We start from the raw sequence: 13901 nt of genomic DNA, 5'->3' as shown, positions 1-13901 counted from the left end.
TCGTGCCAGACGCTCTTTTGCAACGCAGCGCAACGTTTTATCTGTATATACATACAGATAAAACTTGCCCCCGGAGCAATCCCTGACCATGCTACAGCTCCCAGCAGAACTGTTCGGAAAAGGGCGACATGCAGCTGTACCTCTGTGAGAAACCATCCCAGGCCAAGGACATCGCCGCCGTGCTCGGCGCCAGGCGACGCGGCGATGGCTGCTGGCTGGGCACGGGCATCACCGTGACCTGGTGCATCGGCCACCTGCTGGAGACCGCCCCGCCCGATGCCTACGATGCCCGCTACAAGCGCTGGGTGCTGGCCGACCTGCCCATCGTGCCGGGGCAATGGAAAATGACCGTCAAGCCGAAGACCGCGAGCCAGTTCAAGGCGGTCAAGCGCTTACTGGGTGAAGCCAGTGAACTGGTGATCGCCACCGACGCCGACCGGGAAGGCGAAATGATCGCCCGGGAACTGGTGGAGCATTGCCGCTATCGCGGGCCGATCAAGCGCCTGTGGCTATCGGCCCTGGACGAAGCCTCGATCCGCAAGGCCCTGGCTGCCCTCAAGCCGGGGGCCGAAACCTTCAACCTGTATCATTCGGCGCTGGGCCGCTCCCGGGCCGACTGGCTGATCGGCATGAACATGAGTCGCCTGTTCACCTTGCTGGGACGCCAGTCCGGCTATCAGGGCGTGTTGCCGGTGGGGCGCGTGCAGACGCCCACCCTGCGACTGGTGGTGGATCGCGACCGCAGCATCGCCGATTTCGTACCGGTGGCCTATTGGGCCATCGACGTTCAACTGCGTCATGCCGGCACCGTGTTCACCGCTCAGTGGCGCGCCGATGCGGCTGCCTGCGACGACCAGGAGCGATGCCTGAACCAGGCCATCGCCCGTGATGCCGCCCAGGCCATGGACAATGCCGACACCGCCCTGGTGACCCAGGTGCGCACCGAACGCCTGCGCGAAGCGGCACCGCTGCCATTCGACCTGGGCACCCTCCAGGAAGTCTGTTCGAAGAAGCTCGGCCTCGGCGCCCAGGAAACCCTGGACATCGCCCAGGCCCTCTACGAAACCTACAAGGTCATCACCTATCCTCGCAGCGATTGCGGCTACCTGCCCTTGAGCCAGCACAGCGAAGCACCGGCCATCCTGGCCGCCCTCGCCCAGGCCGACCCGGGTCTCGCGCCACTGCGCGAGCACCTGCAACCGCAACGCAGGTCCCGGGCCTGGAACGATGCCAAGGTCAGCGCCCACCACGGCATCATTCCCACCGCTGCCGCGAAGAACCTCGACAAGCTCGCTGGCAAGCAGCGAGCCGTCTATACGCTGATTCGCGCGCGCTACCTGGCGCAGTTCCTGCCCAACCATGAATACGACCGCACCCAGGCCGATTTCGATTGCGCCGGCCAGGCATTGCGCGCCGTGGGCAAGCAGATCGTCGAGCCCGGCTGGAAACGTGCCCTGCCCGAGACCCTGGCTCCTGCACGAGGCCGGGAGGCCCCGGCACCGCAAACCCTGCCGGCCTTGATCGAAGGCCATGATTGCGCCGTGGAGCAAGTGACGCTCAAGGACCTGTGGACCCAGCCGCCCAAGCCATTCACCGAGGGCGACCTGATCAAGGCCATGAAAAACGTCGCCAGGCTGGTGGACGATCCGCTGCTCAAGCAGAAACTCAAGGACACCACCGGCATCGGTACCGAAGCGACCCGGGCCTCGATCATCCAGGGCCTGCTCGACCGTGGCTACCTGGTCAAGAACGGCAAGGCATTGTCCGCCACCCCGGCGGCCTTCAGCCTGATCGACGCCGTGCCCCGCGCCATTGCCGACCCGGGCACCACCGCCATCTGGGAACAGGCACTGGACATGGTGCAGAGCGGGGAAATGAGCCTGGAAGAATTCGTCACCCGCCAGGCCGCCTGGATGAGCAAGCACATCGCTCGCTGCCAGGGCATGAGCCTGGCCATCAGCGGTCCGGCCAGCCCCGCCGGCCGTGGCGCAGCGCCATGGAAAAACAAACGCAAGACGGCCAAGCGCAAGGCCGCCGGCGCGCCGCGCAAAGCGACAAAAGCCAAGGCGACCTGAGCCTGTCGGAGTCAATCGGGTGCCCTGCCAGACACCGAACCTGCGACGAGGGGATCTATTCCCCGCCGGGTTGCAAAGCAACCCCAAGCCAGCTGCCTGCGTGTATATCAGATAACCTCACCCGCCATTCGGGCCGCTTCGCGCCCCAGCGGGATGAATGCCCGCGCCACAGAAAACACAGCCGTGCTGCCAGTCATTTTTCATAGCCAAACCGTTTTGTCCGACAATATGTAGTGACCAAAAATAATCACTACAAAACCGTTGACGACGTCGATTTGCCCTTGCATGATGCAGACGTCTCCCCGATCGGGAGTACAGGTAACCGTTTGAGCAAGCTCGTCTGACCGCCGAGCTGTTTTTTGGATAAGGGACTGCCCACAAGGCAGATTGAAGGTGCTGACCTGGCATGACCGTCCGGAAACAAGGACGAGAAACGCTGGCGAAGATCCTCATGACGCGCGGGTCGACCCTCGAAAGTTGACGATGCCTGACAGGTTCTTCGCTGTTTCTCTTCGTTGTAGCGCATTTGCGTAGCAGCCCTTCGATAGCACTACACAGCCGTTCCGCGCCGCCGCCGAAGTTCGACGCAAGGACGCTGACGGCCTGGTTTCGGTACCTGAGTTACCGAATAGCGAAGTTTTTGCGAACCACCAGACAGATCAACCAAATGGTCAAGGGGCTTACACATGAATCTGAACAATCAACCATCTATTGATGAACTGGCTCGCATGTTCGCTGCACACAAGGACACCCTCGACAGCCATATCCTGTGGATCAGCAAGACTGGCCAGGTGCATATGGATTGCCTGTCGCCGTACACCCAGGAAGACGAGTTCGAAAAGAACACGCAAGACCTGTGTGCCCGGTTGAAGATGTACCGCCGCGGACAAGGCTACGTCGGCAAGAAGGCCGCAGCCGACAAGGACTACATCGGTCGCGTGCTGCAAACGCTGACCCAGGCCTGGCAGGCGGTGCAGAATACTTCGCAGGTCCAGGTCATCGACCGCCTCTACTGATCGCAGCTGAATAAAAAAGGGCCCGTTTCTATCCGAAACGGGCCCTTTTTCGTACAAACCCTAGAACACCGACCAGCCGATCCGCTGGCTGAGCAGCTCCAGCGCCGCCATGCCGGCCAGGGAGTTGCCGGCGACATTGAGTTCGGGGGACCAGACGCACACGGTGAAACGCCCTGGCACCACCGCCACGATCCCACCGCCCACCCCGCTCTTGCCCGGCAGACCGACGCGGTAGGCAAAATTCCCGGCTTCGTCGTACAGCCCGCTGGTGGCCATGATGGAGTTGACCTGCTGGGTCTGGCGGGCGCTGAGGATCTGCTCGCCGCTGTGCTTGCAGAAGCCGTCATTGGCCAGGAAACAGAACGCCCGGGCCAGGTCGATGCAGTTCATCCGCAACGCACAATGACTGAAATAGCTGCGCAGCACTGCCTCCACGTCGTTATGGAAATTGCCGAACGATTGCATCAGGTAGGCCATCGCCGCGTTGCGGGCGCGATGCTGGTATTCCGATTCGGCGACCTTGCCATCCACCATCACATTGGGATTGCCCGACAGGCGCCGTACGAAGTCGCGCATCGACAAGGCCGGGGCGGCAAACCGCGACTGGTTGATGTCGCAGATCACCAGGGCACCGGCGTTGATGAACGGGTTGCGTGGGCGGCCCCGTTCGAACTCCAGCTGCACCAGGGAATTGAACGGCTGGCCGGACGGCTCATGACCCAGACGTTCCCAGATCGCTTCGCCGGAGTGCTGGATGGCCTGCACAAGGCTGAAAACCTTGGAAATACTCTGCACCGAAAACGGCGTTTCGGCGTCGCCTGCGCAATACATCTCGCCATCGTTGCCATACACGGCAATGCCCAATTGATTGGCAGGCACGGTGCCCAGGGCCGGAATGTAGTCGGCCACCTTGCCCTGACCGATCAGGGGGCGAACCGCATCGAGGATCTCGTTCAACAATGCTTGCATGGGTGCGGGGGTCCAGTCATTCCCCGTTCGAGTGCGGGGATACAGACCCTAGACGTCGACAAGCGGGATCAGAGCACACCGGCCTTGAATCGGCCGCTCGATCGGGCGGTCTATAGTGAAGGATCAACCTGCAGGAGTACACGATGCGTCAGATCATGCAGAAAGAACCCTGGTGGGCGTCGCCACCCAAGCCCGGCCAGGACGAAAGCGAGCTGGAATGGGGCTGGCTGGTGATCTATAGCGAAGGCGAACCGCGCTTCGAATTCATCAAGGAGCGGCCCACGGACGAACAGATACGCCACCGCAAGGGTTGCCGCGTCACCCTCGGGACGGACTGACCCCGCCGGTCATGGCTCGAGTTGCGGCAGCACCACCGGCCGGTTCGCCAGCTCCGCCTCCATCAGGCTGCCCCTGATTTCCTCATCCAGGTAATACACCGGCGCCAGCACCCCGCTGAGGGGATGCTTGAGTGATTTGAACCAGGCTTCGTCGAACGCGGCGCTCAGGCTCTTGCGGATATGCGCTTGCATTTCCGGCCGCTCGCCTTCGTGGATGATCACGCGAATGCCGGCCACCCCTACGGAAATCAATGCCCCCGCCGCCTTTCCGGCCACGGCCGCGGCCGCACCGGTCGCCCCTCGAGTGGCGAACTGCGCTTCGATCTTTTCACTGGTGCGTTGTGCCACCGTAGCGATCACCGCGTCCGAGGGACCGTTTCCCGTGGCGGCGACCTTATTGACGTGATCGATCAGGGCCGCGTAGGCCGGCAGGGTATTGAGCGGGTTGGTATGGACCATCTGGTACAGCGAAGCATTGCGCGCCGCCGGGGGGCCCAGGTTGACCGCGGGAATACCGTGCAGGCGCCGGTTCATCAGTTCCAGCGGGATCCGATGGCTCTGAGCGATCACCTGGACCTGCTGGTTGAGCAGGCTCACGTAATAACTCGTCGCGTTGGCCCGGATCGCTTCGGGATCGATCTCCACAGCGACGGGTTCCAGCACCCGTTCGCGATACTGCGTCTGCAGATAGACCGCCAGGCGCCTGGACGCGGAATCCTCCTCGTCTTGGGCGCTGGCGGCATACCAGCTGACCTTCACCGCCAACCATTCCTGGGTCCAGTAGCTGCTGAACCAGGGGATGAACTCGGCCTCGGTCCGCTCGTAGACCAGCATCCGCCAATGTTCCATCGATCCACGGGCATAGCGTTCGGCCTGTTCGATCGCGGTCCCGGAGGCGGCGACGATCTGTCGGTCCACCTGGCGCCAGGTGTCCTGGGCCACCGCCACCGAGTCCACCTGTTGACCGCGCTGCGGCGTGGCGCACCCCGCCAGAATGATCAACACGGCCAGCATCAGCGAATGCAGCACGATCGGCACCCCGGATTCAGGTCACCCTGGCATTGAGTATAGGAAAGCCCTGGATGCCTGGGGCAACGCGTCATCAGGGCCAGCTCCCCGATCCCGTCGCGGCTACAGGCACCCTGCCCGGTTTGCGATTACCCTTGTCGGATCGACTCGCACCACGACCGGCCGCCATGACATCGCCTTCAGCACGACTTCGCCAATGGGCCAGGGCCCTGAAGCGCCAGACCCTGACACTGTGGTTCTGCTATCGCCATGGACAGACGCCGTGGCTCCCCAGGACCATCGCAGTCATCGTGGTGGCCTACGCCCTGAGCCCCATCGACCTGATTCCGGACTTCATCCCTATCCTGGGTTATCTGGACGACGTGATCCTGCTGCCGCTGGGTATCTGGCTGGCCCTTCGCCTGATGCCGCCGGCTGTGCTGGCCGAATGTGCAGCCAGGGCCCGCCAATGGGAGAAAAACCAGGGCCAGCGCCCGGTGAACCGGATCGCCGCCGTGGTGATCGTGCTGTGCTGGATCGCCGCACTGGCAGGCGGCTGGTGGCTGGTGCGCGGTTCCCTCACAGGCGAGTGAAATGCTCGAACTGCCAAGCCTCCGCCGCCCCTTCTCCTGAAGCCTGGCAGGGAGTGCCGCTGGGCGTCCAGTCGGTGCGCTTGCCGACCAGGGTGCCCAGGTAGGGCCTGGCCACTTCCAGCACCCGTTCGTAATCCATCTGTTCCGGCTCGACGATGCCCCGCGCCGGATGCTCCACCGCCCAGACGACGCCCGCCAGGACCCCGGCGGCCACCTGCAGGGTGGTGGCGTTGTTGAAGGGCACCAGCGCCCTGGCTTCGTCGACGCTCAGCATCGAGCCGAACCAGTAGGCATTCAGCTCATGCCCCATGAGCAGCACGCCCAACGCATCGACGCCACCGCTCTCGATTTCACCGTTGAGAATGCGCTCCGAACCCTGGGTCTGCCACCCCCGCCCAATGAGCTCCTGAATAGACAACAACGCATCGTTGCAGGGGTGGTAGGCGTAATGCAGGGTGGGCCGATAGACGAGGGTCTGGCGCTCTTTCACCGTCAGCAGGTCGGCGGTGGACGCGGTTTCGTGATGGGTGATCATCAGTCCCAGGCACGCTCCGCCCAAGGGGGTCCAGGTCTTGACCGGCACGCTGGCGCTGGGACGTTCAAGGTAAATGGCATTGCGCGCGCCGAAGCGATGACGCCTGGCGGACGCCGGCCAGGTTCGCTCGTGGGTACCCCACCCCAGCTCCGCCGGTTGGCTGCCCTCACTGATGAACCCTTCCACCGACCAGGTGTTGACGAACTCATCGTCCTGCTTGATCCGGTGCGAACACTGGGTGTCGCGCTCGGCGAAATGGATGACCTTGATGCCCGTTTCCATGCACAACCGTGCCCAATCCACGCCGTCGCGGTTCTGCGGCAGCGGGTGGTTCAATTGCAGCGCCAGTTCCACCAGCCCGGCCTTGAGCAGGTGCGTGATCAAGCCAGGATTGGCCCCATGGGCCACCACCGCCGTCGGACCCCGGCCCAGCTTCTTGCGCAACGCCAGCACCTCGTGCCGCAACGCGTAGTTGGTACGACGCGAAAGATCCAGGCGCGGATCGTTATAGCCGCCTGCCCAAGGTTCGACACAGGTATCGAGGTACATCGCACGCTTGTCGAAGGCATACGCGATCAGCGCCAGGGAGCTGACTTCCACGGACAGGTTGACGATGAAATCACCGGGCCTGACGACACGGTCAAGGACCTGGGCAAAAGTGTGCTCGGTCAGTGCCTTGCGGACAAAGCGAATCCCCCGCTCCTTGAACCAGATGTTGTGGTCGATCACTGGCGCGACCACGGTGAAGCGCTTGATCGCAATGAGCTCCTGCCCCAACAACAATGGCAGGGTGGCCCGGGCGATCGTGCCGAAGCCGATGACAATCAGATGTCCGCTGAACGGGACCTGATGTTCCATGCGCTGCCCCCCGAAGATACGGATACAGAGGCCATGAAATACCGGTCATGGCGTCCTGGCTACTGTCAGTCTCGACAGTGGCCGGCGCAGGCACCGCAGAACCTGCGCCGTCCCGGCGTGCTGGGCTATGAAGTGCCCAACCCGCCGGACAAGTCCGTCGCGGAAGGTGCCTGAGTCCTGGGAGGTGTTTCCTGGTGATGCTCGGTGGTCTTGCTCACCGTATCGCGCACCGTCTCATAGCCCTGCCGCGCGGTCTGCCTGGCCTTGTCGGCGAGGTTGGCGCTGGTCTTGCCCATCACTCGCTGCTCCGTGGAGGTGGCGGGCAACGCGGCACCGAGCATGGCACCCAGGGCGACTCCCGCCGCAGCCATCATCAGGGGCTGTTCCTTGAGCAGCCGGTTGAACTGTTCCCCCAGGTCCTGCGTGCCATGGGCCAGGCGTTCTCCGGTCGCATGGACGCTGCGTCGCGCCTGGCGGGCATTGGCCCCGAGATCGTCGGCCAGGCGCGAGGCCTTGTCCTTGAGATGATGGAATCCCTCGCGCAGGGAATCGGTGGTGTCGCGCAGATGCTCCCGCGCACCGACGAGCCCTTCACTCCGGCCCGCGCAGTCCTGGTCCGGCCCGACCCGGTAACCCACCCGAGGCGGATGGTTCTGGCCAAGCATCAGCCAGCACAATCCGAGCGTGGTCAGTACGGTGGGCACCGGATTGTTACGTACCGTGGTGCCGAGGTTGCCGAAGAACTCCGAGCCATTGCCCTTCACCAGGGTCAAGGCCTGGTCGAGCATTTGCCCCGGAGTGAACTTGCTGCCCAGCGCGTCGACGATCTGGCTGATATGGGCCCGTTGCTCGTCGATCTCGCGCTCGAGGGCTTGCGGACTCTTCTCGGATTCGGTTTTGAATTCATCCTTCATGAGACTTTCCTCCGCAGGGCGTCCTGGTCTTTATTCAATGCCTCGAGGGTACGGTCCGGCTTGAAGTGGGACGGTTCGAATTGCTTCTTGCCCGATTGCACCATCACGAAACCGACGACCATGACCACGACGCCCACGATCAGTGCCGCCAGCCACGGCGCCATGACCGTGCTCAGGCCATAGACCACCGCCATCAGCAGGACGATGAAACCGGCCAGCAGCACGATAGCCCCGCCGGCCACAGCGGCAATGCCGGCCTTGAGGGTATTGAGGCTGGCCTGGAACTCAGCCTTGGCCAAGGCCAGCTCCTTGGTGAACAGCGACGGGACCTCGTGGGTCAGTTGCTTGAGCAACCCCATGACCGACGCATCGGTATCGGTGGCAGGGGCGCCTGCAGAACGTTGAAAATCCGGGTCAGGTCGATTCATTGCAGTTCTCCTCGGGTGCTGGCCGAATCCGAAAGCGAGCCGGTGCCGGCGCCTGGGCCGATGGGATCGACGCCAGGCTCGAAGGGCTCGTGTGCGGTGAAGCCGCCGGATGGTGGGGTGGAATGGCCGGCGGCCGGGTCGTCGATGTCCGCGGCGACCGGTGAGCTGCCAGCCTTGAGGAACCGCGACAGCCCGAAGCCCACCGCCACGCTGCCGGCCAGGAACAGGCCCGGGTTGTCCCGCGCCAGACGGGATCCTTCGTGCAGCAATTGTTCGGCGCTCATGTGGCGCAGTCTGCCGGCCAGGCCGGTCATCGAATCCGCCATGTCCGCCAGGTAGTGAGACAGGCCTAAGGCGTCGTTGGCTTCCAGCTCGGACATCGCCGACTTGGCGCCCCGCGCCAATGCATCGATCTGGTCCGCCGCCGTATCGCGGTAATGGCCGAAATGCGCATCGGCCTGTTCACGGGCGCTGCCAATGGTTTCGTTCAACTCATCCTTGATGGGGTTGGGTCGTGCCTGGCCCGAAGGGCCCTGTTGTCGCTCGGAGTGGTTGTCCGCATTAGTCATGTCTGTCCATCGCCTCCGTGATGAAAACAATTACGGGCAGCCACCGCGGTGATCGCCCGGCCATGGGTCTCTCAGAACAGATGACGAAGTGTCGCGGGGGGTAGTTCCAACGAGTTTCGATGTCGCGCGCCATGCGGTATCCCCCGTGGATCCAGGCAGAGCGCAGGCAAAAAAAAAACGGGCGCTGGCGCATCCGCCAGGCCCGATTCGTTCCCGTCATTTTCCAGCGATCAGGTGTTTTCCGAGCCGTTCAACCCAACGCCGTATCGAGGAACATCATCACCGCGAACCCCATCATCAAGCCCAGGGTCGCCGGGGTTTCATGGCCGTTGCGGTGGGTTTCGGGAATCACTTCGTGGGACACCACGAAAATCATCGCCCCGGCCGCCAGGCCCAGGCTGATGGGATAGGCCACGGCCACGCCCGAGGACATGCCCAGGCCGATCACCGCACCCAATGGCTCCATCAACCCCGAGCCCACCGCGATCAACGCCGCTCGCAGGGTGCTGATGCCGGTGACCCGCAGGGCCATGGCAATGGCAAGTCCCTCGGGGATGTCCTGGATGGCAATGGCAGTGGTGAGCGGCAGGCCTACCTTGAAATCCCCATCGGCAAAGCTGACGCCGATGGCCATGCCCTCCGGCAAGTTGTGCAAGGTAATCGCAAGCACGAACAACCAGACGCGATTGATGCGTTCGGCTTGCGGTCCGCGCCGACCGCTCAATTCATGCTCATGGGGCACGAAACGGTCGAGCCCGATCATCAGGGCAACGCCCAGGCCCAGGCCGAGCACGACGACAAACGCAGCGAGCAGTTGATTACCGCAAATGACCTCTGCGGCCTCGATGCCGGGCAAAATCAGCGAGAACGAACTGGCGGCCAGCATCATGCCTGCCGCGAACCCCAGCATGATGTCCTGGGTGCGCGAGGAGATATCGCGCAGCACCACCGCCATCATCGCACCCAGTGCCGTGGCGACGAATCCGGAGGTCCCCCCCAGCACCGCGTAGCCCAGGTGATGACGGTCGGCCCCCACCAGCGCGTTATAGCCGCTGTACAGCAACAACGCGGCGACCACGATCAAACCGAGCCAGAAGCTCGCGCCCAGCAGCGGGTTGTTTTGCAGCGGGTCCAGCCAGGTGCGCCAGGGCGATCGGATCCGGGAGGTGGACTGGTCCATCGAAAATATCCTTACAGGCTTAGCCAGCCCGATCGTTCGTGCCATAGGCGGCAGGAACGTTGCAATGGAAGGTTCGGGCGGGCAAGCCAGGCTTCCCCGCCCCGTCAGGCCTACAGTTTGTCACCTTGCATCCCTGAACCCAAGTCCGCGCCTGTGGTGGGGTCGCTTTCAGGGTTGGACATCGTCCGTGCCTTCATGTCCATCAACCGCGCCTCGTCTTCTTCGCTCAACTGGACACTGGCCATGCCATCGCCGCCATCCACCGCTGGCGTCGGGCTTTCGACGAACTCCCAGTCATCGCCCTGGTTCCATGGGCCACGTACGGTCGGCTCGCCCTGGGACATATTGAAGTAGACGTTGGCGAACTCCGGCATGCCCGGCAACTTGCCTTGCGGGAAGTTGGGCTGGATGGCGTGCAGTGCCTTCTCGAACGACAACTGATGGGCGATTTCCCGTGTCATCAGGAACCCCAGAGCTTCTTTCACCCCCGGATCGTCAGTGATGTTCATCAGCCGTTCATAGACGATTTTCGCCCGGGCCTCGGCGGCGATATTGGAGCGCATGTCCGCGGTGGGCTCGCCGATGGTGTCGACGTAGGCAGCGGTCCAGGGCACGCCGGCGGAGTTGATCAACGGCGCACCGGCACCGTAGAGCAGGCTGGTGACATGGGAATCGTTGCCAGCGCCGTTGATGTCGCGATAGAGCTGGCCCGCCTCGTCCACGCCTTCGGCCATCTTGCCTTTGGCGCCCTTGTTCAGCATCACGATGATCGAACCGATCACCTCCAGGTGGCTGAGCTCTTCAGTGGCGATATCCATCAGCAGGTCCTTGCGCCCCGGGTCATCCTCGGCCAAGGCCTGAGTGAAGTAACGCGACGCTGCCGCCAGTTCACCCTGGGGTCCCCCAAACTGTTCGAGCAACAGATTGGCGAGACCTGGATTGGGCTCGGCGACACGCACGGTGTACTGCAGTCGTTTGTTATGCATAAACATGATTGAACTCCTCGATCAGAACACAGGGCCGTGAGCACACCGCAATCGCCGGCGCGCCAATGCCAAAAAATAATTAAGAACTGGTGCTGTGCTTTTTATTCAACAAACAAAACGAACGGCAACTTATAGAGAATTGCACAAGTCGCCGCCCCTCAGAACCGATGAAACATTACCCAACCGGTACTTTATGGATGTTCTTATATCGAAACCGGCACGGACCCCAACCAGGCGGCTGGGGCCTGAAGTCTGGCGGTCTCAGGAATCACGACCGCCGCCATGGCTGTTTTCGCCACCTTTCCTGCCGGCCTCGGAGGCTTTCTCCCGGTCATTGGCAAAGTTGCCACCCGAAGCCTGGCCACCTTTGCGGCCGGCTTGCGAAGCGCGCTCGGGATCGTTGGCAAAATTGCCACCCGATGCCTGGCCGCCTTTACGGCCGGCCTCTGCGGCGCGCTCGGGGTCATTGGCGAAATTGCCGCCCGATGCCTGGCCACCTTTGCGTCCGGCCTCGGCTGCACGTTCCGGATCGTTGGCGAAGTTGCCACCCGACGCCTGTCCGCCTTTTTTCCCGGCTTGCGATGCCTTCTCACGATCGTTAGCGAAATTGCCAGGGTTGTTATTACCTGTATTAGCCATTTCATTCACCTCGTTAGTTGCTGTTAGCGAACCAGTTGGCTCGTCCTATTCGGAAAATCTGCCGGCGCCAAGGTTTAAATGAAGTTCATCAGACGACGACGAACGGTAAATAGTCATGAGTTCATTTAATTTGGCTCCGCAGCACTTGAAAAAACGCTATCGAACCCTCCTCTAACGATTAATCAAATTAAAACAAGCGTCATACCATTCACGAAGAAGCGCACCCATGCGAAACGTTAGTCACATGTACATATGCAACAGAACAAGTTCGGTACGAGTTCGCCTTGTCTTCGCAGCTAAAAAACAGTGCGTGTCTTTCCACGCTGTCTGCCAAAGGTCGGGCGACGCCGGCACCCTACTGCACCGGTCTCGTCGTCCCGGCCACGCGCCGTTCCAGGAAGCCAAAACTCGCGGGCTGCCGGTGTTATTCTGCACCACCGCACTGACCGGCTTGCGGTGTCCGGGCACCCTGTCGCCGGTGCCCGGATTAGGCTCTTTACCAAAAGCCTTGATACTGATGAGGTACTCCAGTAACTGCACTTGCTCGGCTGTTTCGCCTTGCCTGGGGTCAGCTCAAGACTTTTCGTACAGAGCCTGAAAACTCGGTGCTCAGGGAGAAATCGGGTCGCTGGCCGGAAAGGTTTCCTCCAGGGCGTCGTCCAATTGTCGGTTGGTGATGTCCCGCTCCTCCACCTTGCCGCTACGCTCGCAGTGACAATCGGGGGCCGGACACGGCTCGCCGTTGGGGTGCTGCTCTGCGCAAGCCTGGCTGCAATAGGCCTCGCCGTCGTGGTTGAACATCCGTTGCGGATCCACCTCGCACTGGCAATCAGGACAGCCGCATTTCATCTTCGATTCGCTCATGCTCATTCTCCTGGCTACGTTGCGGGTCGTTGTTCGACGACGTTTCAGGATCCCACCAGCAACTGAACCTCAAGGTTGGCGGCCGCGACACCGTGCTTGACCACGTACACCTCGGCGCTCCAGCCCTTGGTGCGATTGCGGTAGGACTGAGTGCCCAGGGCCTCGCCGCTGTCCCACTCGATAACGTCGCCGATGTCGATGTCATTGGCCGAACGCAGTTCCAGCACGGTGTGACCGTCCTCCTGTGGCACGTAGACACCGGCCATTGCGCTCTGGCGATTGATGGCTCGAACTTCACCCGTGGTCTGCTTCATACGCCTCCTCTTGCCGGCATCCGGAAGCGGCCGGACAGGCCGGCCGCTTTCCTTGACGCTCAGCGCTTGGCTTCGGTATTGGGGTTCGCCGAACGTTCGAGGAACGCCTGGGTGATCTCCGGCAGGTGATCGCGCAGCCAATCGGCCATGGCAATTTCCTGGGGCAGGATCTGTTCGCAGGCGCGCTGGGTTTCGACATCGCCGGCCGCTTTCGCCGCCTCGATCAGCACGGTGTAGGAGGCGATCTCCAGGTTTTCGAAGACATAGCCGCTCATGGCGCCCTTGACCACCTCATCGCTCATCGTCATGCCGCCCACCGCCTGGCCGAAAGCCATGAGCTTGCCGGCCATGTCCTTGAGCATCGACGTGCTGCCGCCCAGGCGCTGGATGCACTGTTCGACCAGTTTCTGCTGGCCGAGGGTTTCCTGCAGGTGTTCTTCGATCCGGGCCTTGAGGACGGGGTAATGCTCCAGGCGCTCGGCCTGGGCCTTGAGCATTTTTTCCGCTTGCTGCTCCATGGCATGAGCGTCGTTGAGCCAATCCAGCAGGTTGTCTTTGGGCGTTGCCATTTTTTTCTCCTTACCCGTGGTCGCTGCTGCATGGCAGCGCGACAGT

Annotated in this window: 16 protein-coding genes; 4 read left to right on the top strand and 12 right to left on the bottom strand. The window is 62.3% G+C overall.

The window, feature by feature from the left end:
• The first annotated feature begins 128 nt into the window (after nucleotides 1-128).
• Complete coding sequence (locus BLP99_RS02530) at nucleotides 129-2075, top strand: DNA topoisomerase III (protein WP_072458494.1); 1947 nt, start codon at nucleotides 129-131, stop codon at nucleotides 2073-2075.
• 686 nt (nucleotides 2076-2761) lie between these two features.
• The gene (locus tag BLP99_RS02525; RefSeq protein ID WP_072394295.1) at nucleotides 2762-3091 is read left to right on the top strand and encodes a hypothetical protein; all 330 of its coding nucleotides are present in this window, start codon (nucleotides 2762-2764) and stop codon (nucleotides 3089-3091) included.
• 60 nt (nucleotides 3092-3151) lie between these two features.
• On the opposite strand, the gene glsB is transcribed toward BLP99_RS02525, so the two are convergent.
• Entirely contained in the window at nucleotides 3152-4060 is a 909-nt protein-coding gene (glsB, locus tag BLP99_RS02520; protein ID WP_072394292.1) for a glutaminase B, read from the bottom strand.
• Between the two features lie 143 nt (nucleotides 4061-4203).
• Here glsB and BLP99_RS02515 point away from each other — a divergent pair, with 143 nt between their 5' ends.
• Nucleotides 4204-4398 (top strand): hypothetical protein, encoded by a 195-nt coding sequence (locus tag BLP99_RS02515; protein ID WP_072430434.1) that lies wholly within the window; start codon nucleotides 4204-4206, stop codon nucleotides 4396-4398.
• A gap of 9 nt (nucleotides 4399-4407) precedes the next feature.
• On the opposite strand, the gene BLP99_RS02510 is transcribed toward BLP99_RS02515, so the two are convergent.
• Nucleotides 4408-5427 (bottom strand): hypothetical protein, encoded by a 1020-nt coding sequence (locus tag BLP99_RS02510; RefSeq protein WP_092179782.1) that lies wholly within the window; start codon nucleotides 5425-5427, stop codon nucleotides 4408-4410.
• A gap of 167 nt (nucleotides 5428-5594) precedes the next feature.
• Here BLP99_RS02510 and BLP99_RS02505 point away from each other — a divergent pair, with 167 nt between their 5' ends.
• Nucleotides 5595-5999 carry a YkvA family protein gene (locus BLP99_RS02505; protein WP_076407197.1) on the top strand — a complete coding sequence of 135 codons (405 nt, stop codon included), beginning with the start codon at nucleotides 5595-5597 and terminating at the stop codon, nucleotides 5997-5999.
• Here BLP99_RS02505 and BLP99_RS02500 read toward each other — a convergent pair.
• The 10 genes from BLP99_RS02500 to BLP99_RS02455 all read right to left on the bottom strand — a co-directional run bounded on the left by BLP99_RS02500 (nucleotide 5986) and on the right by BLP99_RS02455 (nucleotide 13855).
• Nucleotides 5986-7392 carry a saccharopine dehydrogenase C-terminal domain-containing protein gene (locus tag BLP99_RS02500; RefSeq protein WP_092179612.1) on the bottom strand — a complete coding sequence of 469 codons (1407 nt, stop codon included), beginning with the start codon at nucleotides 7390-7392 and terminating at the stop codon, nucleotides 5986-5988. The two genes, BLP99_RS02505 and BLP99_RS02500, sit on opposite strands and share 14 nt — an antisense overlap.
• 125 nt (nucleotides 7393-7517) lie before the next feature.
• Complete coding sequence (locus BLP99_RS02495) at nucleotides 7518-8306, bottom strand: DUF3618 domain-containing protein (RefSeq protein WP_092179610.1); 789 nt, start codon at nucleotides 8304-8306, stop codon at nucleotides 7518-7520.
• Nucleotides 8303-8734: a phage holin family protein gene (locus tag BLP99_RS02490; RefSeq protein WP_072394275.1), complete on the bottom strand. Its 432-nt coding sequence runs from the start codon at nucleotides 8732-8734 to the stop codon at nucleotides 8303-8305. Before BLP99_RS02490 ends, BLP99_RS02495 begins: the two co-directional genes overlap by 4 nt.
• Nucleotides 8731-9303, bottom strand: a complete 573-nt coding sequence (locus tag BLP99_RS02485) for a hypothetical protein (RefSeq protein WP_092179608.1) — start codon at nucleotides 9301-9303, stop codon at nucleotides 8731-8733. Before BLP99_RS02485 ends, BLP99_RS02490 begins: the two co-directional genes overlap by 4 nt.
• 250 nt (nucleotides 9304-9553) lie before the next feature.
• Nucleotides 9554-10483 carry a ZIP family metal transporter gene (locus BLP99_RS02480; RefSeq protein WP_072394272.1) on the bottom strand — a complete coding sequence of 310 codons (930 nt, stop codon included), beginning with the start codon at nucleotides 10481-10483 and terminating at the stop codon, nucleotides 9554-9556.
• A gap of 110 nt (nucleotides 10484-10593) precedes the next feature.
• A complete protein-coding gene (locus BLP99_RS02475; protein ID WP_072394268.1) occupies nucleotides 10594-11475 on the bottom strand; it encodes a manganese catalase family protein in 882 nt (293 codons plus the stop codon).
• Between the two features lie 255 nt (nucleotides 11476-11730).
• Entirely contained in the window at nucleotides 11731-12108 is a 378-nt protein-coding gene (locus BLP99_RS02470) for a con-10 family general stress protein (RefSeq protein WP_072394265.1), read from the bottom strand.
• Nucleotides 12109-12717: 609 nt separating this feature from the next.
• The gene (locus tag BLP99_RS02465; RefSeq protein WP_371128574.1) at nucleotides 12718-12978 is read right to left on the bottom strand and encodes a metallothionein; all 261 of its coding nucleotides are present in this window, start codon (nucleotides 12976-12978) and stop codon (nucleotides 12718-12720) included.
• A 38-nt stretch (nucleotides 12979-13016) separates the two neighbouring features.
• Complete coding sequence (locus tag BLP99_RS02460; RefSeq protein ID WP_072394262.1) at nucleotides 13017-13286, bottom strand: hypothetical protein; 270 nt, start codon at nucleotides 13284-13286, stop codon at nucleotides 13017-13019.
• A gap of 59 nt (nucleotides 13287-13345) precedes the next feature.
• Nucleotides 13346-13855 (bottom strand): ferritin-like domain-containing protein, encoded by a 510-nt coding sequence (locus tag BLP99_RS02455; protein WP_072394257.1) that lies wholly within the window; start codon nucleotides 13853-13855, stop codon nucleotides 13346-13348.
• Between the last annotated feature and the right edge of the window lie 46 nt (nucleotides 13856-13901).

The organism is Pseudomonas sp. NFACC32-1, assembly GCF_900101215.1.
Lineage (GTDB): Bacteria > Pseudomonadota > Gammaproteobacteria > Pseudomonadales > Pseudomonadaceae > Aquipseudomonas.
Note: the sequence above shows the minus strand (reverse complement) of the source record. Positions and strands in the feature narration are given on the sequence as shown.